The 25,775-nt window shown below is 70.3% G+C and carries 22 protein-coding genes; 13 read left to right on the top strand and 9 right to left on the bottom strand.

Translation table 11 applies throughout. The annotated features are described in order from the left end of the window. Positions 1-2 precede the first annotated feature (2 nt). Entirely contained in the window at positions 3-788 is a 786-nt protein-coding gene (locus ACGFWE_RS03090) for an ABC transporter ATP-binding protein (protein WP_393597429.1), read from the bottom strand. A 142-nt stretch (positions 789-930) separates the two neighbouring features. On the opposite strand from ACGFWE_RS03090, the gene ACGFWE_RS03085 reads away from it, so the two are divergent. From ACGFWE_RS03085 to ACGFWE_RS03075, 3 genes are all read left to right on the top strand, one after another. Next, the gene (locus ACGFWE_RS03085; RefSeq protein ID WP_393597428.1) at positions 931-1,575 is read left to right on the top strand and encodes a hypothetical protein; all 645 of its coding nucleotides are present in this window, start codon (positions 931-933) and stop codon (positions 1,573-1,575) included. 57 nt (positions 1,576-1,632) lie between these two features. Next, positions 1,633-2,232 carry a hypothetical protein gene (locus ACGFWE_RS03080; RefSeq protein WP_352384739.1) on the top strand — a complete coding sequence of 200 codons (600 nt, stop codon included), beginning with the start codon at positions 1,633-1,635 and terminating at the stop codon, positions 2,230-2,232. A 143-nt stretch (positions 2,233-2,375) separates the two neighbouring features. Further along, a complete protein-coding gene (locus ACGFWE_RS03075) occupies positions 2,376-5,345 on the top strand; it encodes a family 78 glycoside hydrolase catalytic domain (protein ID WP_393597427.1) in 2,970 nt (989 codons plus the stop codon). On the opposite strand, the gene ACGFWE_RS03070 is transcribed toward ACGFWE_RS03075, so the two are convergent. The 6 genes from ACGFWE_RS03070 to rhaI form a co-directional block, all read right to left on the bottom strand. Next, entirely contained in the window at positions 5,318-5,974 is a 657-nt protein-coding gene (locus tag ACGFWE_RS03070; protein WP_352384742.1) for an LUD domain-containing protein, read from the bottom strand. The two genes, ACGFWE_RS03075 and ACGFWE_RS03070, sit on opposite strands and share 28 nt — an antisense overlap. Then, positions 5,971-7,449, bottom strand: coding sequence for a LutB/LldF family L-lactate oxidation iron-sulfur protein (locus ACGFWE_RS03065; RefSeq protein ID WP_393597426.1), 1,479 nt, complete (start codon positions 7,447-7,449; stop codon positions 5,971-5,973). The genes ACGFWE_RS03070 and ACGFWE_RS03065 overlap by 4 nt, the downstream gene beginning before the upstream one ends. Further along, a complete protein-coding gene (locus tag ACGFWE_RS03060) occupies positions 7,446-8,201 on the bottom strand; it encodes a (Fe-S)-binding protein (RefSeq protein ID WP_393597425.1) in 756 nt (251 codons plus the stop codon). The genes ACGFWE_RS03065 and ACGFWE_RS03060 overlap by 4 nt, the downstream gene beginning before the upstream one ends. A gap of 71 nt (positions 8,202-8,272) precedes the next feature. Further along, positions 8,273-9,709 (bottom strand): rhamnulokinase family protein, encoded by a 1,437-nt coding sequence (locus ACGFWE_RS03055; protein WP_393597423.1) that lies wholly within the window; start codon positions 9,707-9,709, stop codon positions 8,273-8,275. Then, complete coding sequence (locus tag ACGFWE_RS03050; protein WP_393597421.1) at positions 9,706-11,745, bottom strand: bifunctional aldolase/short-chain dehydrogenase; 2,040 nt, start codon at positions 11,743-11,745, stop codon at positions 9,706-9,708. Before ACGFWE_RS03050 ends, ACGFWE_RS03055 begins: the two co-directional genes overlap by 4 nt. Before the next feature lie 115 nt (positions 11,746-11,860). Beyond that, positions 11,861-13,021: an L-rhamnose isomerase gene (rhaI, locus tag ACGFWE_RS03045; protein ID WP_352384750.1), complete on the bottom strand. Its 1,161-nt coding sequence runs from the start codon at positions 13,019-13,021 to the stop codon at positions 11,861-11,863. A gap of 274 nt (positions 13,022-13,295) precedes the next feature. Here rhaI and ACGFWE_RS03040 point away from each other — a divergent pair, with 274 nt between their 5' ends. From ACGFWE_RS03040 to ACGFWE_RS03000, 9 genes are all read left to right on the top strand, one after another. Further along, positions 13,296-14,813 (top strand): sugar ABC transporter ATP-binding protein, encoded by a 1,518-nt coding sequence (locus ACGFWE_RS03040; protein WP_352384751.1) that lies wholly within the window; start codon positions 13,296-13,298, stop codon positions 14,811-14,813. Beyond that, on the top strand, positions 14,810-15,850 hold the full coding sequence (locus tag ACGFWE_RS03035; RefSeq protein WP_352384753.1) for an ABC transporter permease: 1,041 nt from the start codon (positions 14,810-14,812) through the stop codon (positions 15,848-15,850). Before ACGFWE_RS03040 ends, ACGFWE_RS03035 begins: the two co-directional genes overlap by 4 nt. Continuing rightward, positions 15,843-16,853 carry an ABC transporter permease gene (locus ACGFWE_RS03030; RefSeq protein WP_393597418.1) on the top strand — a complete coding sequence of 337 codons (1,011 nt, stop codon included), beginning with the start codon at positions 15,843-15,845 and terminating at the stop codon, positions 16,851-16,853. The genes ACGFWE_RS03035 and ACGFWE_RS03030 overlap by 8 nt, the downstream gene beginning before the upstream one ends. Positions 16,854-16,909: 56 nt before the next feature. Further along, the gene (gene rhaS, locus ACGFWE_RS03025) at positions 16,910-17,989 is read left to right on the top strand and encodes a rhamnose ABC transporter substrate-binding protein (protein WP_352384757.1); all 1,080 of its coding nucleotides are present in this window, start codon (positions 16,910-16,912) and stop codon (positions 17,987-17,989) included. A gap of 32 nt (positions 17,990-18,021) precedes the next feature. After that, positions 18,022-18,342: an L-rhamnose mutarotase gene (locus ACGFWE_RS03020; protein WP_062040203.1), complete on the top strand. Its 321-nt coding sequence runs from the start codon at positions 18,022-18,024 to the stop codon at positions 18,340-18,342. Positions 18,343-18,384: 42 nt separating this feature from the next. Next, complete coding sequence (locus tag ACGFWE_RS03015) at positions 18,385-19,809, top strand: BNR repeat-containing protein (RefSeq protein WP_352384759.1); 1,425 nt, start codon at positions 18,385-18,387, stop codon at positions 19,807-19,809. Positions 19,810-19,889: 80 nt separating this feature from the next. Further along, positions 19,890-20,909, top strand: coding sequence for a LacI family DNA-binding transcriptional regulator (locus tag ACGFWE_RS03010; protein ID WP_352384761.1), 1,020 nt, complete (start codon positions 19,890-19,892; stop codon positions 20,907-20,909). A gap of 102 nt (positions 20,910-21,011) precedes the next feature. Beyond that, on the top strand, positions 21,012-22,313 hold the full coding sequence (locus ACGFWE_RS03005; RefSeq protein WP_393597415.1) for an alpha/beta fold hydrolase: 1,302 nt from the start codon (positions 21,012-21,014) through the stop codon (positions 22,311-22,313). Positions 22,314-22,419: 106 nt separating this feature from the next. Then, positions 22,420-23,025, top strand: a complete 606-nt coding sequence (locus ACGFWE_RS03000; RefSeq protein ID WP_393597413.1) for an FxLYD domain-containing protein — start codon at positions 22,420-22,422, stop codon at positions 23,023-23,025. A gap of 1 nt (position 23,026) precedes the next feature. Here ACGFWE_RS03000 and ACGFWE_RS02995 read toward each other — a convergent pair whose 3' ends face one another. Continuing rightward, complete coding sequence (locus tag ACGFWE_RS02995) at positions 23,027-23,227, bottom strand: DUF5999 family protein (RefSeq protein WP_352384767.1); 201 nt, start codon at positions 23,225-23,227, stop codon at positions 23,027-23,029. 161 nt (positions 23,228-23,388) lie between these two features. Between ACGFWE_RS02995 and ACGFWE_RS02990 the strand changes: the two genes are divergently transcribed. After that, positions 23,389-24,204, top strand: a complete 816-nt coding sequence (locus tag ACGFWE_RS02990; RefSeq protein ID WP_393597411.1) for a pentapeptide repeat-containing protein — start codon at positions 23,389-23,391, stop codon at positions 24,202-24,204. On the opposite strand, the gene ACGFWE_RS02985 is transcribed toward ACGFWE_RS02990, so the two are convergent. Further along, the gene (locus ACGFWE_RS02985; RefSeq protein ID WP_393597409.1) at positions 24,172-25,686 is read right to left on the bottom strand and encodes a cytochrome P450; all 1,515 of its coding nucleotides are present in this window, start codon (positions 25,684-25,686) and stop codon (positions 24,172-24,174) included. The genes ACGFWE_RS02990 and ACGFWE_RS02985 overlap by 33 nt on opposite strands. Between the last annotated feature and the right edge of the window lie 89 nt (positions 25,687-25,775).

The raw sequence follows: 25,775 nt of genomic DNA, 5'->3' as shown, positions 1-25,775 counted from the left end.
GCTCACACCCCCACTGTCATGTCGTCGCCCAGGTGCGCGAGGCGCTCGGCCACCGCGTCCGGCGTCGGCGCGTCCATCCGGCCCGCGAGCCGGCCGTCCGCGAGGAACAGCACCGAGTCGGCGTAGGAGGCGGCGACCGGGTCGTGGGTCACCATCACCACCGTCCTGCCGTGCACCCGCACCGCCTCCTGGAGCAGCCGCAGCACGTCCCGCGCGCTACGGGTGTCCAGGGCGCCCGTCGGCTCGTCCGCGAAGATCACCCGAGGGTCCGCGACCAGCGCGCGGGCGATCGCCACGCGCTGCCGCTGACCGCCGGAGAGCTGGTCGGGCCGGTGCCCGAGCCGGTCGCCGAGACCGACCGAGGTGAGGACCTCCTCCGCCCGCCTCCGGTCGACCTTCCGGCCGGCGAGCTTCAGCGGCAGGACGGTGTTCTGGGCGACGGTCAGCGTCTCCAGCAGGTTGTACTGCTGGAACACGAACCCGACCCGCCCCCGCCGGAACCTGGTCAGCTCGGCCTCGCCGCCGCCCGTCAGCTCGGTGCCGTCCACCCGCACGATCCCGCTGTCCGGCCGCTCCAGACCGGCCGCGCACTGCAGCAGCGTGGACTTGCCGGATCCCGAAGGACCCATCACCGCGGTGAACGTGCCCCGGGCGAGGCTCAGTGTGACCCCGTCCAGGGCGGTCACGGCACTGTCGTCCGTGCCGTAGGTCCTGCTGACCTTCACCAGCCGCAGCGCCTCGGCGGCGGGTCCCGTGTCGTACGTGCGTCGTGAGCCTGTCCGAAACATCGTCGTCCCCCTTCGTCCGGCACGCCGTGTGCCTCGTTGAAGAAGCTACGGAGCCGGGGGCCTCGGGACATTGGGCCCAGAACCCGTCTTCAGGGGTGTACTCAATGACACCACCATGGCGGATACGGCAGGGTTGACCGCCATGACCGACGGAATAGCCTGGCTCGCCGAACCGCAGTCCATCGCGTACGGCGGCTACAGCGTGGTGATCGCCCCCGACCTCGAATCGGAATCGCTGGCGCGGCGGATCGCCGAGACCGCCCACCGGCCCTACCGGCCGCGCGCCATCGGAGAACTCACCGGCCGCCAGGTGCAGGATCTGCTGGAAGGCCTGTACGGCGAGGTCCTGGACGGCATCGCGCTGCGCCACGGCGAGCTCGACGAGTGGTCGTACGTCATCAAGTACGGCGGCTGGCAGGGCGAGTTCGGCACCGGCAGCCGGCCGGTCGACCGCGGCGGCCTGCACGTCTTCCACCTGGAGTACCAGGAGGAGAACGGCAAGCCGGTGCCCCCGAACTTCGCCTATCGCCACGACGAGAACCTGATGTGCGCGTTCAACCTGCACCTGGACGGGAGTTGGGGGTACGGCAGCCCCGAGGGCGATGCCGAGGTGGTCGCCGCCGTCCACGAGCGGCTCACCGCGGCCGGACTGCCCGACGAGGAGTTGGACCGCCGTGCCGTGCACCGGGCCTGCCTGGAGGTGCTCCAGCGGCACTTCGGCCTCACCCTGCCCCGCGAGCGGATCCTGGAGGAGACGCTGCCCACGCTTCTGCTGACCGGCCCCTGACCGAGCGTCCGGGGAAGGGACGGGGCGTTGTCAGTGGGGCGCTGTACGTTTCCGGGCATGGGGATCTACCTGGTGAGCGTGGGTGCGCAGGAGTGGTTCGACGCGGGTGAGGAGGAGGGCGGCCGGGGCACCCTCGCCGCGGCGCTCGGCGAGGAGTTGAGCCGCCGGGGGCTGCCGCCGTACGAGTCGGTGCCCGATGAACCGGAGCGGGTGGTGCGCGGGGCGGGGCTCTCGTTCGAGGAGAAGCTGGTGCCTCCCATGGACGGGTTCGAGACGCTGTGCCGCGCGCGTCTGTCGCAGCAGGAGTACGAGATGCTCTGCGACTGGTCGCTGCTGGTGCCGTTCGCGCTCGACGAGGAGATCTGGCTGCCGGTCGAGAACGCCTACGCCGACACGACGATGGTCGTCGGCGCCCCGCAGGTGCTCGCCCTCGCCGAACGGCTCGCGCGGGCCGTCGGCCTGCCGGTGGACGAGATACCGGCGGCCTGCGACAACCTCGACCTGACCATGTGGTTCCTGGACGGGCCGGCGAAGGACGTCGCGGCCGCGCGACCGGGACCGTGGGCCGAGGACCTGGACGCCGCGTTCTACGTGGCGCTGTACCTGCGCGCCGCACAGCACTCGCTGCGGCGCGGCTGCCCGATCGTCTACTGCTGACACGCCCGTGCGAGGTCGCTTACCGGCTTTTGAACGGTTTCAACGCGCGACGCGAACAGTGGACACCCGTCCCTTTCGCCAGTAGCTTCGATCGCCGAACCCGCTGAATCGATACAGCCCCGGGCCGCCGAAGGGACCACGGTATGACCGACGGAGTCCAGCACACCGCCGTCGAGGGCCTCACGGTGGAGCACCGCACCGACCCGCTCGGTGTGGACGCGGCCCGCCCGCGATTCGGCTGGCGCACCGCGTCCCGGGTCCGCGGCCGGCGGCAGACGGCGTACCGCATCCTGGTCGCGTCCACCCCCGACCGGCTGGCCGAGGGCCGCGCGGACGTCTGGGACAGTGGCCGCACCGACTCCGCGGACTCGGTGGGCGTGCGCTACGTGGGCCCCGAGCTGCACGCCTCCACCCGCTACCACTGGACCGTCCAGGTCTGGGACGAGACCGGCCACAGGCTCCCCGAGGCCCCGGCGGCCCACTTCGAGACCGGCCTGCTCAGCACCGACGGCGTGACCGGCTGGGACGGCGCGCAGTGGATCAGCATGGCGGGCAAGGCGCCGAACAGCGCGGGCGCCCCGCTCCTGAGAAGGCAGACGGCCCTGAAGGCGGGCCGCGTGCGCGAGGCCCGGCTCTACGTCTCCGCGCTCGGCGTGTACGAGGCCTACGTCAACGGCCGCAGGGTCACCGTGCCGCAGGACGGCGGCACCACGTACGAACTCCTCACCCCGGGCTGGACCAACTACGACACCACGGTCAGCTACTTCACCTACGACGTGACCGGCCTGCTGGCGGAGCAGCCGCAGGTCACCCTCGCGGCCGTGCTGGGCAACGGCTGGTACAACGGCCGCGTCTCCGCCAACAGCGTCTACTACTCCGAGGCCGGCAACCGCCTCGCCCTCAAGGCCAAGCTCCTGATCCGCTACGAGGACGGCTCCACCCAGACCGTCGTGACCACGCCCGGCGACGACTGGAGGGCCACGGACACCGGCCCCTACCGCGCCGACGACATCTACGACGGCCAGACCTACGACGCCCGCCGGGAACTGCCCGGCTGGACCGGGAACGGCTTCGACGCCTCCGCCTGGTCCGGAACCGAGGAGCACGACTTCACCACCCGCTTCCCCGACTCCCGGCTGGTCGCCTACCCGGGCGAGTCGGCCCGGCTGATGCCCGAGTGGGACCGCAGGCCGCGGTCGATCACCGTCTACACCGGCGGCAGCAACTTCGTCGCCGATCCCGCCCGCACGGTCACCGACCCCACTGAGGCCGCCACCGCCCCCCTCATCCTGCACCCCGGTGACACCGCCGTGATCGACCTCGGCCAGAACCTCGTCGGCGTCCCCCGCTACACCCTCCGCGGCCCCGCCGGAGCCGAAGTCGCCTTCAGGCCGGGGGAGATGCTCAACGACACCAGCGCGGGCGCGGACGGCCCGGAGGGTTCCCTCTACCGGGCCAACCTCCGTACCGCCGAAGCCACCAGTACGTACATCCTCAAGGGCGACCCGAACGGCGAGACCCACGAGGACTCCCTGTCCTTCTACGGCTTCCGCCACCTCTCCGTCACCACGACCGCCACCGTCACCCTCACCGGACTGACCGGCAGGGTCGCCACCTCCGCCCTCCACGACATCGGCACCGTCGAGACGGACGATCCCGACATCAACCAGCTGATCAGAAACGTCCGTTGGGGCCAGCGCGGCAACTACCTCTGGGTGCCCACCGACTGCCCGCAGCGCGACGAACGCTGCGGCTGGAGCGGCGACACCCAGGTCTTCTCCCGGACGGGCCTCTACAACGCCGACGCGGTCGCCTTCCTGAGCCACTTCCAGGACATCCTGATCGACTCCCAGCGCACCTACGGCGCGGACGGCGCCCAGTTCACCTGGATCGCGCCCGGCGCCCGCTACAACGATCCGGTCCCGGCGAGCGGTTGGGCGGACTGCGGGGTCGTCGTCCCCTGGACCGTGTGGCAGATGAGCGGGGACACCACCATCGTCGACCGCAGCTGGGACGCGATGACGGCCTACATGGACTGGATCCGCACTCGCACCGGCGACAGCTACGCCGGACAGGGCGCGGTCTTCGGCGACTGGCTGGCCTTCCAGGTCACCAGCACCCAGCTCATCAGTGACGCCTACTACGCCCACAGCGCCCGGCTCATGGCGGACATGGCCCGCGCCACCGGCCGCACCGCCGACGCCCACGCCTACGAGGAGCTCTTCGGCCACATCAAACGGGCGTTCGTCACCAAGTACCTGAGCACCGAGGACGGCCGCCTCACCGTGCGTTCCAGCCTCGGGTCCCCGCCGCCCTGGACCCCGGGAGACAGCCCCACCCGGACCGAGGACGACAGCCAGACCGCGCTGCTCTGGGTCCTCAAGCTCGGCCTGTACGACACCGAGGACCAGCGGCGAGCCCTCGTCGAGCTCCTGGTCGAGAACATCGGCAACTCGGCCGCCTACAAGGCCGCCCACCCCGACAGCACCCGTGTCGGGTACGCCGAGAACACCCTGTCCGTCGGCTTCCTCGGGGTGAACGTCCTGGCGCCCGTGCTCACCGAGGAGGGGCAGGTGGAACTGGCCTACAAGGTGTTGCACCAGGACGCGATGCCGTCCTGGCTGTACTCCGTGAAGAACGGCGCGACGACGGTCTGGGAGCGCTGGAACTCGTACTCGAAGGAGGACGGCTTCGGGCCGGTCGAGATGAACTCGTTCAACCACTACGCCTACGGCGCGATCATGGAGTGGATGTACGAGAGCATGGCCGGCATCGCCAAGGACCCGGCCCACCCGGGCTTCAAGCACTTCTTCCTGCGGCCCCACCTCGACCCGACCGGCAGGATCACCCGGGTCACCGGCGCGCACCGGTCACCGTACGGCGAGATCGTCAGCGCGTGGGAGGTGCGGGAGAGCGAGTTCACGCACCGGGTCGCGGTCCCCGCCAACAGCACCGCGACCCTGCGCATCCCCACGGCCGACCCAGGCTCCGTGCGCGAGGGCGGCACCGCTCTGTCGGACATCGAGGGAGTGCGGTACCTGGGCTTCGAGGACGGTACCGCGTCCTTCGAACTCCCCTCCGGACGCTACGAGTTGACCTCCGCGCTCGCCTGAGTGTCCACCAGCACCACCTCCAGGGTGCGCGGACCGTGCACCCCTTCGACCCGGTCCAGCTCGATGTCACTGGTGGCCGACGGACCGGAGATCCACGTCAACGGGCGTACCGGGTCGAGCCGTTCGAGGGCCTGCGGCACGGAGGAGACGACCTGGTCCGGGACGCGCACGACGCAGATGTGGTGGTCCGGGACGAGCGTGATGCGGCGCCGGCCCTGGTCCGGGCCGCCGTCCAGGACGATGGTGCCGGTCTCGGCGACGGCCACCGCGCAGGCGGTGACCACACTGTCGATCCGGTCCAGCGCGTCCGGAGTGCTCTCGACCCGGTCCGGGACCTGCTCGGCGTCGGCTTCCGCCAGCCACGACCGCTCCAGACCGGGCGGCACGAGGACCGTCTTCGAGCCCCGGGCCGCCAACATCCCGGCCAGCGTCGCCGGCAGGTCGGCCGCCGTGCAGCGGTGCACTATGGCCCGGTAGTCGGCGAGGTTCTCGGCCAGCAGCTCCACGGTCTCCCCGACGCTCCGGGCGCCGTGTTCCCGCAGATAGGTCCGCTCGATCGGGGCATCCTCGCCCGGGGCATCGGCCAGCGCGCGCCGCACCCGGCCCAGGATCCGTTCCCTGCTGCTCACTTGCCGCCCTCCTTGCCGCCATTGGTGCGCTGCCACCAGTCGCGGAACGGTTCCGCGGGCACGGGCGGCAGGTCCCTGGTGCCGCTCCACGCCTTGCCGGGACCCGGCAGGGTACGCGGATGGAAACGGCGGGTCCGCGAGGCCGCCCGCTGGCCGGTACGCAGGACACCGGGATGGGAGAACGCCCAGCGGGCCGCCCGCATCGCCGACCGCTCGGCCGCGTGTCCCTTGGCGGGCTTGAGCACCACCTTGTTGCCCTCGCGGACCACGGGCCCGCCCTGCACGACCCGCTCCCGCAGATGCACCAGCACCTCGGGGATGTCGATGGCGACCGGGCAGACCTCGTAGCAGGCCCCGCAGAGACTGGACGCGTACGGCAGTGAGGCGTCGATCTCGCTTGCCGTGCCCCGGAGTTGGGGGCTGAGGATCGCGCCGATCGGGCCGGGGTAGACCGAGCCGTAGGCGTGTCCACCGGCCCGCTCGTAGACCGGGCAGACGTTGAGACAGGCCGAGCAGCGGATGCAGCGCAGGGCCTGGCGGCCGACCTCGTCGGCGAGGGTGTCGGAGCGGCCGTTGTCGAGCAGCACCAGATGGAAGTTCTGCGGGCCGTCCTCGTCGGTGGTGCCGGTCCAGGTCGAGGTGTAGGGGTTCATGCGCTCGGCTGTCGAGGAGCGCGGCAGCGTCTGGAGGAAGACCTCCAGATCCTGCCAGCTCGGCACGATCTTCTCGATGCCGACGACCGAGATCAGCGTCTCGGGCAGGGTCAGACACATGCGTCCGTTGCCCTCGGACTCCACGACCACCAGGGTGCCGGTGTCGGCGACCATGAAGTTGGCGCCGGAGATGCCGACCTTGGCGCGCAGGAACTTCTCCCGCAGGTGCAGCCGTGCCGCCTCCGCCAGTTCGGCGGGCGTGTCGGTGAGGCCCTCGGGAGCCGGGCGGCCCCACTCGCTCATCTCCCGCTGGAAGATGTCCCGGATCTCGCCCCGGTTGCGGTGGATGGCAGGGACAAGGATGTGCGAGGGCCGGTCCTTGCCCAACTGCACGATCAGCTCGGCGAGATCGGTCTCGTAGGCCCGGATGCCCTCGGCCTCCAGAGCCTCGTTGAGCCCGATCTCCTGCGTGGCCATCGACTTGACCTTGACGACCTCCGACTCGCCGGTCATCTTGACCAGCTTGGTCACGATCTCGTTGGCCTCGTCGGCGTCGGCGGCCCAGTGGACGGTGCCGCCCGCCGCCGTGACCGACTCCTCCAACTGCACGAGGTAACGGTCGAGATGACGCAGCGTGTGGTCCTTGATCTGCTTGCCCGCCTCGCGCAGCTCCGCCCAGTCGGAGACCTCGGCGACGGCCTTCTCGCGCTTGGCGCGGATGGTGTGCGTGGCGTGGCGCAGATTGCCGCGCAGCGTCTTGTTGGTGACGGCTTCGTGCGCGGCCTTCGGGAAGGCCGGCATCCCTACGAACGTTCCGCTCATACGGCCGGTTCCTCCTCCGTGCTCGCCAGGATCTCCGCGATGTGCACCGGCCGCATGGCCGACTCCAGCCGGCCCATCGTGCCGCCGATGTGCATGAGACACGAGTTGTCGGCCGCGCACAGTACCTCGGCGCCCGTCGACTCGGCGTTGCGCACCTTGTCCGTACCCATCGCCGCCGAGACATCGGCGTTCTTCAGCGCGAAGGTGCCACCGAAGCCGCAGCACTCGTCGGCGCCCGGAAGCTCCTTCAGCTCCAGGCCCTTGACCGCCTGGAGCAGCCGCCGGGGCCGCTCACCGAGCCCGAGGCTCCGCAGCCCGTGACAGGTCGGGTGGTACGTCACCGTGCGCGGGTAGTACGCCCCTACGTCCGTCACCCCGAGCACGTCCACCAGGAACTCCGTGAGCTCGTAGGTCTTCGGCACCACGGGCGCCAGCACGGCGGCGAGGCTCTCCCCGCGTCCCTCGGCCCGGGCCCGCTCACCCATCCGCGGATACAGCTCCCGCACCATCGCCCCGCAGGAGCCGGACGGCGTCACGATCGCCTCGTAGTCCCGGAAGACATCGGAGAAATGTCGGGCCAGCGGTTCCGCCTCATGCCGGTAGCCGGTGTTGTAGTGGGCCTGCCCGCAGCAGGTCTGGGACATCGGGAAGTCGACGTCCACGCCCAGCCTGGTCAGCAGTTTCACCACAGCGCGCCCGGTGTCCGGATAGAGCGTGTCGTTGACACAGGTCAGGAACAGGGCGACACGCATCGCGGCTCCTTGTGGTCGATCATCGGATGAGTGAAGCGTAGTCCGGGCGCGGGCCCCGGGGGAGACCCGGGTCAGGCCCCGGCGAGCCGGGCCTGCGCCGCACGCCAGCGCGCGGTGTCGCCCTGCGGCTCGTACCGCGTGATCGGCTGGGTACGGGTGAGCAGCTCGCGCCCGCCCGCGAGGTCCCGCACCAGGCCGTGGGCCCGGGCCTGCACCAGGACGTTCCCGAGCGCGGCCGCCTCGGTCGGCCCCGCCACCACCGGCAGCCCGCAGGCGTCGGCGGTCAGCTGGCACAGCAGGGCGTTGCGCGTCCCGCCCCCGACGACGTGCACGACGTCCACGGGGTGGTCGGCCAGCCGCTGCGCCTCCTCGACCGCCTTGCGGTGGGCGAGGGCCAGTGAGTCGAGGATGCACCGCGTGACCTCGGCGGGGGAGACGGGCACCGGCTGCCCCGAGGCACGGCACGCCTCGGCGATCCGCTCCGGCATCCGCCCCGGCGAGAGAAAGACCGGATCGGAAGCGTCCACCACCGACCGCAGCGCCGGCACCTTGGCCGCCTCGAGCAGCAGCTCGCCCAGATCCGGGTCGCCCCAGGCCCGTACGCACTCCTGGAGCAGCCACAGCCCCATGATGTTCCGCAGATACCGGACCGTGCCGTCGAGCCCCAGCTCATTGGTGAAGTTGGCGGCCCGGCTCTCCTCCGTCAGCACCGGCGCGTCGAGCTCGAGGCCCGCCAGGGACCAGGTGCCCGTGCAGATGTAGGCGAACCGCTCACCGGACGCGGGCACCGCGGCCACCGCGGAGGCGGTGTCGTGCGACCCGACGGCCGTCACCGGTACGGGCCCGCGCAGCCCGGTCTCCTCCAGCACCGCGGGCCGCAGCAGTCCCGCCGGATCGCCCGGCTGCCGCAGCGGCGCGAACAGGTCCAGGTCGATCCCGACCCGCTCGGCGATGTCGTACGACCACCCGCGCGTGCGGGGATCGATCAGCTGGGTGGTCGAGGCGTTGGTGAGCTCGGTGCCCTGCTCGCCGGTCAGCCAGTAGGTGAGCAGATCGGGGATCAGCAACAGCCTCTGTGCGCCGGTGAGTCGGTCGGCGACGAGCTGGTACAGGGTGTTGAAGGGGGCGTACTGCAAGCCGGTCGCCGCATAGAGCTCGGACGCGGGCACGGTCGCCCATACCTTCTGCGCGACCCCCTCGGTACGGGAGTCCCGGTAGTGCACCGGATTGGCGAGCAGCGCCCCGTCGGCGTCCAGCAGCCCGTAGTCCACGGCCCAGCTGTCGATCCCGACGGAGTCCACCTGCCCGGCCGCCTTGAGCCCGTCCAGGACACCGCCGTACAGCGAGAGGATGTCCCAGCGCAGGCCCTCCGGGACCCGGACCGGACGGTTCACGAACCGGTGTGCCTCGGTCAGCTCCAGGCTGTCGGGGCCGACGCGGCCGACCATGACACGTCCGCTGGACGCGCCGAGGTCGACCGCGGCGTACGACTTCACGCTCGCGCTCATCGCAGGAAGGCGGCCGCGACGCCGGCGTCGACCGGGACATGCAGACCGGTGGTGTGCGTCAGCTCCCCGCCGGTCAGCGCGAACACGGCGTTGGCCACGTGCTCGGGGAGCACCTCGCGCTTGAGGATGGTCCGCTGGGCGTAGAACTCGCCGAGCTTCTCCTCCTCCACGCCGTACACGGCAGCCCGCTTGGCACCCCACCCACCGGCGAAGATGCCGGAGCCGCGCACCACACCGTCGGGGTTGACGCCGTTGACGCGGATGCCGTGCTCACCCAGCTCGGCGGCCAGCAGCCGCACCTGGTGGGCCTGGTCGGCCTTGGTGGCGGAGTAGGCGATGTTGTTGGGGCCGGCGAACACGGCGTTCTTCGAGGCGATGTAGACGATGTCGCCGCCCAGCTTCTGCGCGATCATCACCCGGGCCGCCTCCCGCGACACCAGGAACGAACCGCGCGCCATGATGTCGTGCTGGAGGTCCCAGTCCTTGGCGGAGGTCTCCAGGAGCGGCTTGGAGATGGAGATACCCGCGTTGTTCACGACGAGGTCCACACCGCCGAAGGCCAGCACCGCGGCCCGGAACGACTCGGCGATCTGCTCCTCGGACGTGACGTCGACGGTCACGGCGACGGCCTTGTCGGGCCCGCCGAGCTCCTCCGCGACGCTCTCCGCGTTCTCGGTGTTGAGGTCCGCGACCACGACACACGCGCCCTCGGCGACCAGGCGCTGCGCGATGGCCTTGCCGATCCCGCTGCCCGCGCCCGTCACGAGCGCGACCCGCGTGGCGAGCGGCTTGGGCTTCGGCATCCGCTGGAGCTTCGCCTCCTCCAGCGCCCAGTACTCGATGCGGAACTTCTCCGACTCCTCGATGGGGGCGTACGACGAGACGGCCTCGGCGCCCCGCATCACGTTGACCGCGTTGACGTAGAACTCGCCGGCGACCCGGGCGGTCTGCTTGTCCTTGCCGAAGGAGAACATGCCGACACCCGGGATCAGCACGATCGCCGGGTCGGCACCGCGCATGGCGGGGGAGTCGGGCAGGGCGTGCCGCTGGTAGTAGGCGGCGTACTCGTCCCGGTACTCGGCGTGCAGCTCCTCGAGGCGCGCGACGGCCTCCTCCAGAGGGGCCGTCGGCGGCAGGTCCAGGACGAGCGGCCGCACCTTGGTCCGCAGGAAGTGGTCGGGGCAGGAGGTGCCGAGCGCGGCGAGCCGGGGGTGCTCGGCCCGGGCCAGGAATTCGAGCACCGGCTCCGAGTCGTTGAAGTGCCCGACCTGCGGCTTGTCCTGGGAGGCGAGGGCTCGGACGTGCGGTGCGAGGGCGGCGGCCCGTGCACGCCGCTCCGAGGGCTCCAAGGCCGCGTAGCCGTCGATCACCGGACCGAACGGCTCCGGCTTCCCCCGCTCGGCGAGAAATGCCTCCGCCGTCCGGATGATGTGCAGCGAGTTCTTCTCGCACTCCTCGGCGGTCTCTCCCCAGGCGGTGATCCCGTGCCCACCGAGCACGACCCCGATCGCCTGCGGATTGGCGGCCTTGATGGCGGCGATGTCCAGCCCCAGCTGGAACCCGGGCCGCCGCCACGGCACCCAGGCGACGGTGTCCCCGAAACACTCGGCGGTCAGCTTCTCCCCGTCGGCGGCGCAGGCGAGCGCGATACCGGAGTCGGGGTGCAGATGATCGACGTGCGCGGCCTCGACCAGCCCGTGCATGGCGGTGTCGATGGAGGGAGCCGCCCCGCCCTTGCCGTGCAGGCAGTAGTCGAACGCGGCGACCATCTCGTCCTCGCGCTCGACCCCGGGGTACACGTCGACGAGCGCCCGCATCCGGTCCAGCCGCAACACGGCCAGCCCCGCCTCGGTCAGCGTCCCGAGGTCACCCCCGGACCCCTTGACCCACATCAGCTCGACGTCACCACCGGTGACGGGATCGGTGTCGGTGCCCTTGGCGGACGCGTTGCCGCCGGCGTAGTTGGTGTTACGGGGATCAGAGCCAAGCCGACGGGACCGGGCGAGGAGGGAGGCGGCTTCGGGATGGATGGCCATGAACTTTCAGTCCTATCTAGAAGAAGGGTGAGGTGATTCCCTCAGGGGAGCGGGGAACTGCGCGACCAGCCACGAACCGGCCCGCACCCCGCAACGAACAGAACCCGGCAGACGCTTACGCCCCCCACCCGGCCTGCTCCCCGCCAACGCGCTCGGCGACGATCTTCTCCGCCCACCCGGACCGCCGATACGCAGCCATGGGGTTGGCGTCCAACCCCATCTCCTCCCGCACCTCGGCAAGAAGCGGCCGCACATCCGTGTTGTACGCATCCATCAGCACGGCGTTCGCCTCAAGAACGTCACCCTCCCGCTGAGCCACCGCAAGCGCGTCCCGGTCGACCAGCAGCGCCTTCGCCGTCGCTTCCTGCACGTTCATCACCGACCGGATGATCGCGGGAATCTTCGCCTCGATGTTGTGGCACTGGTCGAGCATGAAGGCGACGTCGGGCGTGAACCCGCCGCCACGGATGACCTCGTACATGATCCGGAACAGCTGGAAGGGATCAGCCGCCCCCACCATGAGGTCGTCGTCGGCGTAGAACCGCGAGTTGAAGTCGAACCCGCCGAGCTTCCCCTCCCGCAGCAGCGTGGCGACGATGAACTCGATGTTGGTGCCGGGAGCGTGGTGCCCGGTGTCGACGACGACCTGCGCCTTGGACCCGAGCTTCAGGCAGTGCGCGTACGCCGTCCCCCAGTCCGGCACATCCGTCGAGTAGAACGCCGGCTCGAAGAACTTGTACTCCAGCAGCATGCGCTGTCCGTCACCCAGACGGCCGTACACCTCGGAGAGACCTTCGGCGAGCCGGTCCTGCCGGGCCCGCAGATCATCCTGACCGGGGTAGTTCGTGCCGTCGGCGAACCAGAGCTTCAGGTCCTGGGACCCGGTCGCGTCCATGATGTCGACGCACTCCAGCAGATGATCGAGAGCCTTCCGCCGCACCGAGGCGTCCGGATGGCAGATGCTGCCCAGCTTGTAGTCGTCGTCCTGGAAGGTGTTGGAGTTGATGGCGCCCAGCTTCACGCCCCGCTCCTCGGCGAACTTCGCCAATGCGGCGTAGTCCTCGACCTTGTCCCAGGGGATGTGCAGGGCGACGGTCGGGGCCACCCCGGTGAACGCGTGCACCTGTGCCGCGTCCTCCAGCTTCTCCTGCGGAGTACGCGGTACGCCCTGCTGGGCGAAGACCTTGAAGCGGGTTCCGGAGTTCCCGTACGCCCACGACGGCGTCTCGACGGCCTGGGTCTTGAGAGCGGCCTTCACCGCGGCGAGCTCGGTCACTTGAGGGCTCCTGTGACGTCGGGTCCGAAGGGCTTGCGAACAGCTTCACTGTGAAACGATTCAAGACGCGAAAGTATGGGGACCTCGCAAGGGTGTCAACCCCTGCGACCAAGGCTGTTGCCCGTGACTCCCCTGTGACCTGAGTTCATCGAAACATTTTCGACACGAACCCATTGACGTGACATGCGCGGCATGTCTAACGTCCCGGCAACCAAGTTGAAACCTTTCACGACGCCGAGAGGGTCGTCCCGCCGGCGTCGTCGAGGAGCCCCCAATGACCCACCCGTCCACCACGGGTCCGGCCCCGGTTCTCGCGCTCAGGGACATTTCGAAGTCCTTCGGTGCGGTTCGCGCCCTGCGGGACGTCTCCCTGGAGCTGTTTCCCGGGGAGGTGCACGCCCTCGCCGGCGAGAACGGCGCGGGCAAGTCGACCCTCATCAAGACCCTCGCGGGAGTGCACCGGCCGGACACCGGCCAGGTACTGCTCGACGGTCAGCCGGTCGTCTTCCACGGCCCCGGCGACGCCCGCGACGCCGGGATCGCCGTCATCTACCAGGAGCCCACGCTCTTCCCCGACCTGTCGATCGCCGAGAACATCTTCATGGGCCGCCAGCCCAGGCGCGCCCTCGGACGGATCGACCACAGGGCCACGCACGCCGCGACCCTGGCCCTGATGCAGCGCCTCGGGGTCGAACTCGACCCCGACCGCCCGGCACGCGGCCTGTCCATCGCCGACCAGCAGATCGTCGAGATCGCCAAGGCGCTGTCCTTCGAGGCCCGCGTCCTGATCATGGACGAGCCCACCGCGGCCCTGACCGGCAGCGAGGTGGCGCGTCTCTTCGGCGTCGTCAAGGCGCTCCGGGAGCAGGGCGCCGCGGTGCTGTTCATCTCGCACCGCCTGGAGGAGATCTTCCAGATCTGCCAGACGGTCACCACCCTGCGCGACGGCGCCTGGATCGCCAGCGAGCCGATCGAGGGCATGACCGAGGACGACCTCGTCCGCCGCATGGTCGGCCGCGACCTCGACGAGCTCTACCCCAAGCAGGACGTACGCCCCGGCGAGGTCGCGCTCACGGTGAGCAGGCTGACCCGGGAAGGCGTCTTCACCGACGTCTCCTTCGAGGTCAGGCAGGGCGAGATCGTCGGCCTCGCGGGCCTCGTCGGAGCGGGCCGTACCGAAGTCGCCCGAGCCGTGTTCGGCATCGACCGCTGGGACGCTGGCGAGGTCTCCGTGGACGGAAAGGCACTGGTCAACGGCGCCCCTTCGACCGCGATGGCCGCAGGGCTCGCCCTGGTCCCCGAGGACCGGCGCGCCCAGGGCCTCGTGATGGACATGTCCATCGAGCGCAACATCGGCCTCACCGGACTCCGTACAACCGTCAAGGCGGGCCTCATGGACCGCGGCGCCGAACGCAGCCGTTCCCTCGACTGGGCCGTCAAGCTCCAGGTGAAGTACGCCCGGATCGCCGACACCGTCAACACCCTGTCGGGCGGCAACCAGCAGAAGGTCGTCCTCGCCAAGTGGCTGGCCACCGGCCCCAAGGTGCTCATCGTCGACGAGCCGACCCGCGGCATCGACGTCGGCACCAAGGCCGAGGTGCACCGGCTGCTCAGCGAGCTGGCCGCCGACGGGGTGGCCATCCTGATGATCTCCTCCGACCTGCCCGAGATCCTCGGCATGGCCGACCGCGTGCTCGTGATGCACGAGGGCCGCCTCACCGCCGAGATCCCGCGCTCCGACGCCACCGAGGAAACCGTGATGGCCGCAGCCACCGGGAGGGCCGCCGCATGACGGTCACCACCCCCCAGCAGGCCCCTCCCGCGGAGGTGCCGAAGGCCGGTGCCACCCGGCTCGTCGACCGCGTCTTCAAGATGCGCGAGCTCGCCATCCTGGCCGTGTTCCTGGTGATGATCGTCGTCACCCAGATCGGGAACAGCGACTTCCTCACCGAGCAGGGCATCAAGGACCTGCTGCTGAACGCCACGATCCTGGTACTGGTCGCCACCGGACAGTCGCTGGTGGTCATCACGAGGAACGTCGACCTCTCGGTCGGCTCCATCCTCGGGATCAGCGCCTTCGCCGCCGGTACCTACCTCCAGGGCGGCGGGAACCCCGTCGTGGCGATCGGGCTCGCGGTCCTGTTCGGCATCGGCTTCGGCCTGCTCAACGGCCTCCTCGTCAGCCTCGGCCAGGTGCCCGCGCTCGTGGTCACCCTCGGCACGCTCTACATCATTCGCGGCATCGACTCCATCTGGGTCGGCTCCCGCCAGATCACGGCGGCCGACCTCCCGGACAGCTTCGTGAACTTCGGCTCCGGCGGTATCTCCGCCGTGCCCTGGCTGGCCCTCATCGCGCTCGCGGTGCTCATCGCCACCGCCTACTACCTCAAGCACTTCGGCAGCGGACGCGAGCTGTACGCGCTCGGCTCCAACCCCGAGGCCGCACGGCTCGCCGGCATCCCGGTGCGCAAGCGGATCCTGGCCGCGTACACCTTCTGCGGCGGTCTCGCCGGTCTCGCCGGGGCGATGTACCTGGCCCGGTTCGGCAACGTCGACTCCGGGACCGGCACCGGTTACGAACTGACCGTCGTCAGCGCGGTCGTGGTCGGCGGTGTCGTCTTCACCGGCGGCTCCGGCAGCGTCTACGGCGCGGCGCTCGGCGCCCTGCTGCTGACCTCCATCAACAGCGTGCTGCCCGCCCTCGGCGTCAGCTCGGTCTGGGTGCTCGCCATCAACGGCATCCTGCTCATCCTCGCCATCGCGGTCGACCGGATCGTCGCGCTGCGCGTGGCCTTGGCCCTGAAGAAGAGGAACGCCCGCCATGCCTGACTCCCTGACGCGTGCGATCCGCTGGGACACGGTCGTCGGCGCTCTCCTGATCGTGGTCCTGCTGCTGTCCTTCGGGACGGTCGACGGGTTCGGCAACGCCCTCAACCTGTCGTTCCTGATCGGCAACACCCTGCCGATCGCGTTGATCGCCCTGCCGATGACCATGCTCGTGGTCTCCGGCGAGATCGACCTCTCCGTCGCCTCCACCGCGGGTCTGTCCGGCGCGGTGATGGGCGCCCTGTGGAACCAGGGCCTGACGATCGAGGTGATCATCCCGATCTGCCTGCTGCTCGGAGTGGTCTGCGGGCTGGTCAACGGCCTGCTCGTGACCCGGCTGGGCCTGCCCTCCCTCGCCGTCACCATCGGCACCCTCGCCGCCTACCGGGGCATCGCACAGATCGTGCTCGGCTCCGACGCGGTGACCGACTTCCCCACTCAGTACCTGAACTTCGCGGCGGGGCGGGTCGGGGACACGTTCATCCCGCAGGCCTTCCTGCCCTTCCTGGTCCTGCTCGCGATCGCCGTGGTCGTCCTGCACGCCACGCCGTTCGGACGGTCGGTGTTCGCGACCGGCGCGAGCGAGGAGGCGGCACGCTTCGCCGGCATCCGGGTCAAGCGCCAGAAGCTCATCCTGTTCACGGTGACGGGCCTGATGGCCTCCCTCACCGGCATCTTCTGGGCACTGCACTACGCCAGCGCCCGCTACGACAACGCCACCGGGCTCGAACTCTCCGTCGTGGCCGCCGTGTTGCTGGGCGGCATCGACTTCGACGGCGGCAAGGGCACGCTCGGCGGCGCGATCGCGGGAGTCTTCCTGCTCGGCGCGCTGCAGAACGTGATGAGCCTCCAGGACGTCTCCGCCCAGTCCCAGATCGTCGTCACCGGCGTTCTCCTCGTCCTCTCCGTGCTCGGCCCCCGGGTCGCACGGCAGATCTCGGTTGCGAGGGCCGGCCGCCGAGCCGCCTCGACACCGGCGTCCAAGGCGCCCACACCGGCCGCATAGGTCCGGAAGCTCCAAGGAAACCTCGTATCCGCTCACCCTCGTAAGGAAGATCCGTCATGCGTAAGTCATCCCTCCGCCGTTCCTGTGCGGCCCTCGCCGCCGGCACCTCCCTCGCCCTCGCGCTCACCGCGTGCGGCGGCACCACCAAGAAGGACGTGCAGGACGAGGGCGCCTCGGCCGCCTCGACCGCCAAGGCGGACCCGAACGCGGCCACCAAGAAGGGCCTGACCGTCGGGTTCCTGCCCAAGCAGGTCAACAACCCGTACTTCACCTCCGCCGACAAGGGCGGCGAGGCGGCCCTGACGGAGCTGGGCTCCAAGTACAAGGAGGTCGGTCCGTCCAGCGCCACCGACACCGCCGGGCAGGTCTCCTACGTCAACACGCTCACCCAGCAGCAGGTGAACGCGATGGCCGTGTCCGCGCAGGACCCGGGCGCCCTGTGCACCGCCCTCAAGCAGGCCATGTCGAACGACATCAAGGTCGTCACCTACGACTCCGACACCAAGGCCGACTGCCGCAACGCCTTCGTCTCGCAGGCCTCCGCCGAGGACCTGGGCCGCACCGAGGTGCAGCTGCTTGCCGAGCAGATCGGCTACAAGGGCGAGATCGCGATCCTGTCCGCCGCGCAGACGGCGACGAACCAGAACACCTGGATCGACTTCATGAAGGACGAGCTGAAGCAGGACAAGTACAAGAACATCAAGCTCGTCAAGGTCGCGTACGGCAATGACGACGCCCAGCAGTCCTTCCAGCAGACCCAGGGCCTGCTCCAGGAGTACCCGAACCTGAAGGGGATCATCTCCCCGACCACCGTCGGCATCAAGGCCGCCGCCCAGTACCTCTCCGGCTCCAAGTACAAGGGCAAGGTCAAGCTGACCGGCCTCGGCACCCCCAACGACATGCGCAAGTACGTCAAGAACGGGACCGTCGAGGGCTTCGAGCTGTGGGACCCGGCGAAGCTCGGCGCGCTGGCCGCCCAGACCGCCGTCGCCCTGGTCTCCGGCCAGATCACCGGCAAGGAGGGCGAGACCTTCAAGGCCGGCGGCACCACGTACACCATCGGCAAGGACGGCGTGATCAACCTCGGCAAGCCGACCGTGTTCACCGCCAAGAACATCGACCAGTTCAACTTCTAGTCCCCTCTGTCCCTGTCGGGAGCTGGTACTTCATGCAGCGCGTCTGTTTCCTCCTCAAGGTCCGTCAGGACAAGCTCGCCGAGTACCGCGAACGACACGCCGCCGTGTGGCCGGAGATGCTGGACGCACTCTCGGCCACCGGCTGGCACAACTACTCGCTCTTCCTGCGCGACGACGGCCTGCTCGTCGGCTATCTGGAGACCGAGGACTTCGAGGCCGCCAAGGCCGGTATGGAAGCCACCGAGGTCAACGCCCGCTGGCAGGCCGAGATGGGCGAGTTCTTCGAGTCCCTCGACGGAGCCCGCCCGGACGAGGCGATGAAACCGCTCACCGAGGTGTTCCACCTCGCCTGACCCCTCCCCGCAAGGCCCCATCAGCACCGCAGGAGCCGCACCATGAAAAGACGCACACTGCTCGCAGGTGCCATCGTGTCCGCCATGTCCACCACCGCGCTCACCGGCGGCACCGCCCGCGCCGCCGACCCCGGTCCCTCCGTCACCCGGACCGGCACCACCACGCTCGACAGCCAGGCCGTCTTCTTCGTCTCCTACGACGGCCTCGTCAACAACAACTCGTTCCAGAAGAACGGCCTGCTGACCTACAAGGGCTATCAGTACGCCGTCTGGTACACCGCCGACAAGAACGCCGTCGTCGGCCGCCGCGTCCTCGGCGGGGGCACCTGGTCCACCGTCCAGGTCGGACACACCCTCAAGACCAGCGACTCCCACAACGTCATCTCCATGGGCGTCTCCAAGGTGGACGGCCGCCTCCACCTCAACATGGACTCGCACAGCGACGGCTTCACCTACGTCAAGTCGGTCGCGGGCCTCATGGACAACCCGTCCGGACTGAGCTGGACCGCCGCCCGGTTCGGCGCACCCCAGTCCACCCTGGACGGCGTCGCCCTCACGTCGCAGTTCACCTACCCGCAGTTCGTCTCCACCCCCGACGGCAAGCTCCAGCTCAGCTACCGGCGCGGGATATCCGGCAACGGCCGCAACGCCCTGGCGGAGTACGACGGTTCCACCTGGACCGACCTCGGCGAGTGGTCCGCCTCCACCGGCACCTACACCAGCGAGCACGGCTCCTCGACGGCCCGCAACATGTACCTGCACGGCATCGACTACGACAAGAACGGCCGGCTGCACTCCTTCTTCACCTGGCGTGAGCAGAACGGCGCCGTGATGTGCTCCAGCGGCGGCATCACCAACCACGACACCGGCTACGTCTACTCCGACGACCGCGGCCGCACCTGGCGCACCAACGCCGGGACCGTCGTCGGCACCACCGGCGGCTCCGACAAGGTCGCCGTCACCGACAGCGGCCTGGTCATCGACGCGCTGAACCCGGACCACTCCCTGATGAACCAGGAGAGCCAGTCCACCGACTCCTCCGGTCTGCCGCACGCGATCATCTCGTACGTGCCGGGCCGCTTCGGTCAGTGCACCACGAACTACGTCTCGGACCGCACCGCCAACGGCCGCGCCTTCCACGTCCGCAAGAACTCCTCGGGCACCTGGCAGAAGACCGAGATCCCGGTCGTGCTCGGCTCCAGCCAGCGCACCAAGCTGGTCCTCGACAAGTACGACAACGCCTACGCGATCTTCCCGTTCGGCCGGATCGCCGCCGCCTCCAAGGCGTCCGGGTACACCGACTGGAAGATCCTGTTCGACGGCAGCGGTCTCAACGCCTTCGGTGAGGTCGTGATCGACGAGATGCGGATCGCACAGGACAACGTGCTGTCGTTCATGTACCAGGAGAAATCGAGCGGCACGACCCCCTCGGCGCTCCACGTCGTCGACTTCGCACTGCCTGCCTGATCGTGACCGGTGTGGGGGCGACTCGACGATAATGTGAAGGTCGTCCTGTCGCCCCCCGTCTTCCTGGAGGTCCCTGCCCGATGGCCCAGTCGGTGGGTATCAAGGACGTCGCCCGCGCCGCCGGAGTCTCCGTCGGCACGGTCTCGAACGTCATCAACCGCCCGGACTCCGTCGCCACCGAGACCCGGGCGCGCGTCCTGTCCGCGATAGACCGGCTCGGCTATGTCCGCAGCGAGTCCGCCCGCCAACTGCGCGCGGGCCGCAGCCGGATCATGGGCCTGCTCGTGCTCGACATGGGCAACCCCTTCTTCGTCGACGTCGCCCGCGGCGCCGAACGGGCCGCCCGCGAGGAAGGCCTCGGCGTGATGGTCTGCAACAGCGCCCAGAGCGCCAGCGAGGAGGCGGAGTACCTGTCCCTCTTCGCCGAGCAGCGGGTCCGTGGCGTCCTGCTCACCCCGACCGACGCCTCCGGCCGCAACATCGACTCCTTCCGCCGCCACGGCATCCCCTTCGTCCTCGTCGACCGGGTCGCCGAGGGCACCACCGAGTGCTCGGTCTCCGTCGACGACGTCGCCGGCGGCGCCCTGGCCGTGCGCCACCTCGTGGACGCGGGGCACCGCTCCATCGCCTACGTCAGCGGTCCGCCCGGCCTCAACCAGGTCCGCGACCGCCGCACCGGCGCCCTCAACGCGCTGGCCGAGGCGGGCCTGGGCCCCGACCATCTGCGCGAGCTGCCCACCGAACGGCTCGACGTGGCCGCGGGCCGGGACGCCGGCGCCCGCCTGCTCGGCCTCGCCGACCGCCCGACCGCCGTGTTCTGCGCCAACGACCTGCTCGCCCTCGGCGTCCTGCAGGCCATGTACGCGGCCGGCATCACGGTCCCCGACGACCTCGCCATCGTCGGCTACGACGACATCGAGTTCGCCGCCGCCGCGGCCGTCCCCCTCACCTCGGTCCGCCAGCCCGCCGTCACCATGGGCGCCCTGGCCGCCGAACTGCTCCTGGAGGAGGCGGAGACCAACGGCAAGCGCCACGACCACCGCCGCGTGGTGCTGCAGCCCGAACTGGTCGTACGGCGCTCCAGCCTGGCGGCCCGCTGACCCGCGAGTCAGTAAGATTTCATGATCGAAGGGGTCGGCCGGCGGACGAACATGTGCTGAACTGGGACGCGCCTGAAGAATCCGTCCGTCCCGGGAGCCCTGTTGACCGCGACCTACCGCCAGCCCGGCCTCGTCCTCACCGACCGCGGCTTCACCGTCCCGCTCGATCACGACGACCCGGCCGGGGAGACGATCGAGATCTACGCCCGCGAGGCCGTGGCGAGCGACAAGGCGGGCCAGAACCTGCCGTGGCTGGTCTATCTCCAGGGCGGCCCGGGCTTCGGGGCGAACCGCTTCGTCGGCAAGGGAGCCTGGTTCGGCCGGGCCCTGAAGGAGTACCGCGTCCTGCTGCTCGACCAGCGCGGCACCGGCCACTCCACGCCCGCGAACCGTCAGACGCTCCCGCTGCGCGGCGGTCCCGCCGAACAGGCCGACTATCTGGCGCGCTTCCGCGCCGACTCCATCGTCCGCGACTGCGAGGCGATCCGCGCCCAGGTGACCGGCGGCGCCCCCTGGACCGTCCTCGGCCAGAGCTTCGGCGGCTTCTGCGCGACGACCTATCTGTCCCTCGCCCCCGAGGGCCTAGCCGCCGCCCTCATCACCGGCGGCCTGCCCTCCCTCGACGCCCACGCCGACGACGTCTACCGGGCCGCCTACCCGCGCGTGGAGCGCAAGGTCGCCGCGCACTACGCCCGTTATCCGCAGGACATCGAGCGGGCCCGCCGTATCGCCGACCACCTCCTCACCCACGACGTGACCCTGTCGAACGGATACCGGCTGACCGTCGAGGCCTTCCAGTCGCTCGGCATCCTCCTCGGCGGCAGCGAGGGCAGCCACCGCCTGCACTACCTCCTGGAGCACGCCTTCGTCCGCACCCCGCAGGGACCGGAGCTCTCCGACGCGTTCCAGGAAGAGGTCCAGGGCCTCCTCTCGTACGCTGCCCACCCGCTGTACGCCCTTGTCCACGAGGCCACCTACGGCCAGGGCGAGCGGCCCACCGCCTGGTCGGCCGAACGGGTGCGCGCCGAGTTCCCGCGGTTCGACGCGGCCAAGTCCCTCGCCGGGGACGAGCCGCTGCTGTTCACCGGAGAGACCATCCACCCCTGGCTGTTCGACTGCGACCCTGCCCTGCGGCCGCTGCGCGAGACGGCCGAACTCCTCGCCGCCCGCACCGACTGGCAGCCCCTGTACGACCCGGCCCGCCTCGCCGCCAACGAGGTCCCGGTCGCCGCCGCCGTCTACCACGACGACATGTACGTCGACACGGCCCACTCCCTGGAGACCGCCCGCGCGATCCGCGGTCTGCGCACCTGGGTGACGGACGAGTTCGAGCACGACGGCGTCCGCGCGGGCGGCCCCCGCGTTCTGGACCGGCTGCTCGCCCTCGCCCGCGACGAGGCCTGACAGCCTGGGTGGTCTCTGGGTGGGCGACGACATGCCTCACTCTTGATTCCGGCATAGGGTTCATTTCGGTCGAGTGTCGACGCCGGAGTCGAGAGGACATCAGTCGATGAGCACACCGTCACCCCACGGACGGTCCCGGATCGCCGCCCTCGCCGTGGCCCTGGCCGCCGCGAGCACGCTCACGCTGACGGCGTGCGACGACGACTCCGGGGGCTCCTCGTCGTCCTCCGTGACGCCGTCCGCCCCGGACACGGCCTCCTTCTCCGGCAACGCGGCCTCCGCGCTCGAGTCCGTCAAGGCTTCGGTGCGGGCCGAGGCCTCGAAGCGGGCCGCGTCCGCCTCGGCGGCCGCCTCCTCCTTCGAGGCCTCCGTATCCGCCGAGAGGGAGGGGGCCAACCAGGCCGCGCGGACCGAACTCGCCAAGGTCGACGGACAGGGCAACGCCATGTCCGAGGTCACCATGACCGGCAAGCCGCGCTCCGGGACCGGCGGCCTGCTCGCCGTCGTCGTCACCGTCACCAACAAGACCGACAAGGCGGCCTCGTACGCCGTCCAGGTCGACTTCCTCGACGCGTCGGGCAAGGTGGTGGAGACCCGGTACGTCGGCGCCGAGGACCTGAAGCCGGGGGAGAGGGCCCAGCCCGTCGCCGTCAGCCGCAAGCCCGCCGAGCCGGTCCTGACACCCCAGTTGGCGAAGGCGCAGCGGTACTGACTCAGGCGGCCGTGGCCAGCGCGCCAGGAGTGCGGTGCGGGCCCACGACCCGTCCGTCCGGCAGGAGTTCACCGGTGTCGTCGAAGACGATGGTGCCGTTGCACAGCAGGCTCCAGCCCTGTTCGGGATGGGCCGAGACGATCGCCGCGGTGTGGTGGTCGGGGCTGTCGACGCTGGGGCACGGTGGCTGGTGGCTGCACATGACGTCTCCTCGATGCGTTCGGCTCCTGCCTCGGTTCGGCCGGTATCTCTGTGGTAGCCGAGCTTGTTTTCCGTTGGATGAGGAGACCCCCACATCGCCGGAAAGTCGTCAGTGAGTTCCCGTCAGGTGGGTCGGTGAGCGGGGCCGTTAGGCTTGCCGTGATGCAAGAACATGTGACCGACCTCAGGGGCGACTGCGCGCGGTGCTTCGGCCTGTGCTGTGTCGCCCTGCCCTTCGCCGCCTCCGCGGACTTCGCCCGCGACAAGCCCGCCGGCAAGCCCTGCACCAACCTGCGGGACGACCACCGGTGCGGTATCCACGCGAGGCTGCGGGACGAGGGCTTCACCGGCTGCACGGTCTACGACTGCTTCGGCGCCGGGCAGAAGGTCTCGCAGGTCACCTTCGGCGGCCGGGACTGGCGCACCGGCCCGCGTGAGGACGCCCGCCGGATGTTCGACGTCTTCCCGGTCGTGCGCCAGCTCCACGAACTGCTCTGGTACCTCACCGAGGCGCTCACCCTGCCCGCCGCCCGCCCGGTCCACGCCGACCTGCGCCGCATGCTGGAGCGGACCGAGGCGCTCACTCGGGGCACCGCCGAGGAACTCGCCGCACTGGACGTCCCCGCGCACCGGCAGGAGGTCAATGTCCTCCTCCTGCGGACCAGCGAACTGGTGCGAGCGGGCAGGGGCGGAAAGAAGAAGAACCGCCGGGGCGCCGACCTGATGGGCGCCCGGCTCAAGGGTGCCGATCTGCGCGGGGCCAGTCTCCGCGGCGCCTACCTCATAGCGGCCGACCTCACCGGCGCCGACCTGCGCGGCGCGGACCTGATCGGCGCCGACCTGCGGGACACCGACCTGACGGACGCGGACCTGACCGGCGCGTTCTTCCTCACCCAGCCGCAGCTGAACGCGGCCCGCGGCAGCGCCGGCACCCGGCTGCCGGAGTCAGTCACCCGCCCTGTGCACTGGACAGCGTGACTCCGGGGGCGGGGCCTCGTCGGAATCCGCGACGGGGACGGCCGTAGCGCCTTCGCCCGCCCGGCGTTCCAGGTGCAGTCGCAGCCCGTCCGGCATCAGCGTCAGCCGCTCGGTCACGCTGAGCCGGTAGTCCGGGTCGGCCCGCAACGTGTACCGGCGCAGCAGCAGACCGAGCACCAGCGTGGCCTCGTGCAGCGCGAACTGGCGCCCGATGCAGGCCCGCGCCCCGGTGCCGAACGGCTTGAAGACATGCGGGGGACGCGACCGGACAGCCTTCGGGTCGAAGCGGTCCGGGTCGAACCGCTCGGCGTCGGCGCCCCACACCTCGGGATCGCGCTGCAGCATCGGCGTGAGCACCAGCGTCCACGCACCCCGCCGCATCGGGTGCTGCCCGGCCAGCACGGTGTCCTCGATGGCCTCCCGGGCGAACGCGGGCGCCGTCGGCCACAGCCGCAGCGACTCGTCCAGCACCCGGCGCACATACCGCAGCTTCGCCACCTGGTCGTACCCCGGCACGTCGGTGGAGCCCCAGACCCGGTCCACCTCGGCACGCGCGCGTGCCGCGACCTCGGGGTGGCGGGAGAGGTAGTGCAGGGCGAAGGAGAGCGCGCCCGACGTGGTCTCGTGGCCGGCCACCAGGAAGGTGATGACCTGCCGGCGGACGTTCTGAGGCGACAGCCGCTCACCGGTCTCCGGATGGGCCGTCTCCAGCATCCGGTCCAGCAGGTCACCGCCCCCGCCCGCCGTGCGCCGGGCCCGGACCAGGTCGTCGACCATGCGGTTGAGATAGGCGATGTCGTCCGCGTTCGCCCGCGCGGCACGCCGTAGCAGAGCGGGGAACGGGACGGAGTTGAGGCGCTGCGCGTAGGTCAGGGTGCCCACCATCGCCCTGACGAAGGGATGCGGCCGCTCCCGCTCGAAGGAGCCGAAGTCGTGCCCGAACCCGGTGCGCGCGATGGTCTCCAGGGTCAGCTTGGTCATGTCCCCGGGCACGTCCACCGGCCGGCCCGCCGCCTGCGCCCGGTCCCAGTGGTCCGTCAGCCGCCCGGCCACGGCCAGCATCATCGGGTGGTAGGCCTCCATCGCCTCCCGGCTGAAGCCCGGTGCCAGAATGTCGTGCGCCAGCTGCCAGTTCGGCTCGTGGTTGTAGGCCGTGAACAGCCCGTCGCCGGCGACCGGCCGCAGATTGGCCACCCCGAGGCCAACGTGTTTGGCGAACCGCGACTCGTCCGCCAGATCCGCGACCAGCTCGGCGCCCCAGACGAACACGAACTCCCGGTTGAACGCCTTGCGCCGGTAGATCGGCCCCAATTGGCGAGCGAAGCGCAGCGAGTCCTGGAGCGGGGTGGCCCGGTTGACGCCCAGCACGTCACCGAGCAGGGGGAGCCGACGCGGCGGATGCGGAATGGCGTCCAGCTCCGGCCAGCCCAGCTCGGCACTGCGAAATCCCGTCGGCCGCGTGTCCGCCGTCGTCTCCGCCATGACGAGATCTCCCTTGATCCAGCGGCAGTTGAGCGCGTTGTACGTGGGTTCAATAGCGCGCCTCAGTCTGATCCCGTTGTTGAACCGGC

This window comes from Streptomyces sp. NPDC048523, assembly GCF_043199815.1.
GTDB lineage: Bacteria > Actinomycetota > Actinomycetes > Streptomycetales > Streptomycetaceae > Streptomyces.
Note: the sequence above shows the minus strand (reverse complement) of the source record. Positions and strands in the feature narration are given on the sequence as shown.

Excerpts from the sequence above, each read along its gene's own strand:
- ACGFWE_RS03075 (WP_393597427.1), top strand. The coding sequence starts at position 2,376 with ATGACCGACGGAGTCCAGCACACCGCCGTCGAGGGCCTCACGGTGGAG.
- rhaS (WP_352384757.1), top strand. The coding sequence starts at position 16,910 with ATGCGTAAGTCATCCCTCCGCCGTTCCTGTGCGGCCCTCGCCGCCGGC.
- ACGFWE_RS03050 (WP_393597421.1), bottom strand. The coding sequence starts at position 11,745 with ATGGCCATCCATCCCGAAGCCGCCTCCCTCCTCGCCCGGTCCCGTCGG.
- ACGFWE_RS03010 (WP_352384761.1), top strand. The coding sequence starts at position 19,890 with ATGGCCCAGTCGGTGGGTATCAAGGACGTCGCCCGCGCCGCCGGAGTC.
- ACGFWE_RS03080 (WP_352384739.1), top strand. The coding sequence starts at position 1,633 with ATGGGGATCTACCTGGTGAGCGTGGGTGCGCAGGAGTGGTTCGACGCG.
- ACGFWE_RS02985 (WP_393597409.1), bottom strand. The coding sequence starts at position 25,686 with ATGGCGGAGACGACGGCGGACACGCGGCCGACGGGATTTCGCAGTGCC.
- ACGFWE_RS03060 (WP_393597425.1), bottom strand. The coding sequence starts at position 8,201 with ATGCGTGTCGCCCTGTTCCTGACCTGTGTCAACGACACGCTCTATCCG.
- ACGFWE_RS03055 (WP_393597423.1), bottom strand. The coding sequence starts at position 9,709 with ATGAGCGCGAGCGTGAAGTCGTACGCCGCGGTCGACCTCGGCGCGTCC.
- ACGFWE_RS03065 (WP_393597426.1), bottom strand. The coding sequence starts at position 7,449 with ATGAGCGGAACGTTCGTAGGGATGCCGGCCTTCCCGAAGGCCGCGCAC.
- ACGFWE_RS02995 (WP_352384767.1), bottom strand. The coding sequence starts at position 23,227 with ATGTGCAGCCACCAGCCACCGTGCCCCAGCGTCGACAGCCCCGACCAC.
- ACGFWE_RS03040 (WP_352384751.1), top strand. The coding sequence starts at position 13,296 with ATGACCCACCCGTCCACCACGGGTCCGGCCCCGGTTCTCGCGCTCAGG.
- ACGFWE_RS03015 (WP_352384759.1), top strand. The coding sequence starts at position 18,385 with ATGAAAAGACGCACACTGCTCGCAGGTGCCATCGTGTCCGCCATGTCC.
- ACGFWE_RS03035 (WP_352384753.1), top strand. The coding sequence starts at position 14,810 with ATGACGGTCACCACCCCCCAGCAGGCCCCTCCCGCGGAGGTGCCGAAG.
- ACGFWE_RS03030 (WP_393597418.1), top strand. The coding sequence starts at position 15,843 with ATGCCTGACTCCCTGACGCGTGCGATCCGCTGGGACACGGTCGTCGGC.
- ACGFWE_RS02990 (WP_393597411.1), top strand. The coding sequence starts at position 23,389 with ATGCAAGAACATGTGACCGACCTCAGGGGCGACTGCGCGCGGTGCTTC.
- ACGFWE_RS03000 (WP_393597413.1), top strand. The coding sequence starts at position 22,420 with ATGAGCACACCGTCACCCCACGGACGGTCCCGGATCGCCGCCCTCGCC.
- ACGFWE_RS03090 (WP_393597429.1), bottom strand. The coding sequence starts at position 788 with ATGTTTCGGACAGGCTCACGACGCACGTACGACACGGGACCCGCCGCC.
- ACGFWE_RS03085 (WP_393597428.1), top strand. The coding sequence starts at position 931 with ATGACCGACGGAATAGCCTGGCTCGCCGAACCGCAGTCCATCGCGTAC.
- ACGFWE_RS03020 (WP_062040203.1), top strand. The coding sequence starts at position 18,022 with ATGCAGCGCGTCTGTTTCCTCCTCAAGGTCCGTCAGGACAAGCTCGCC.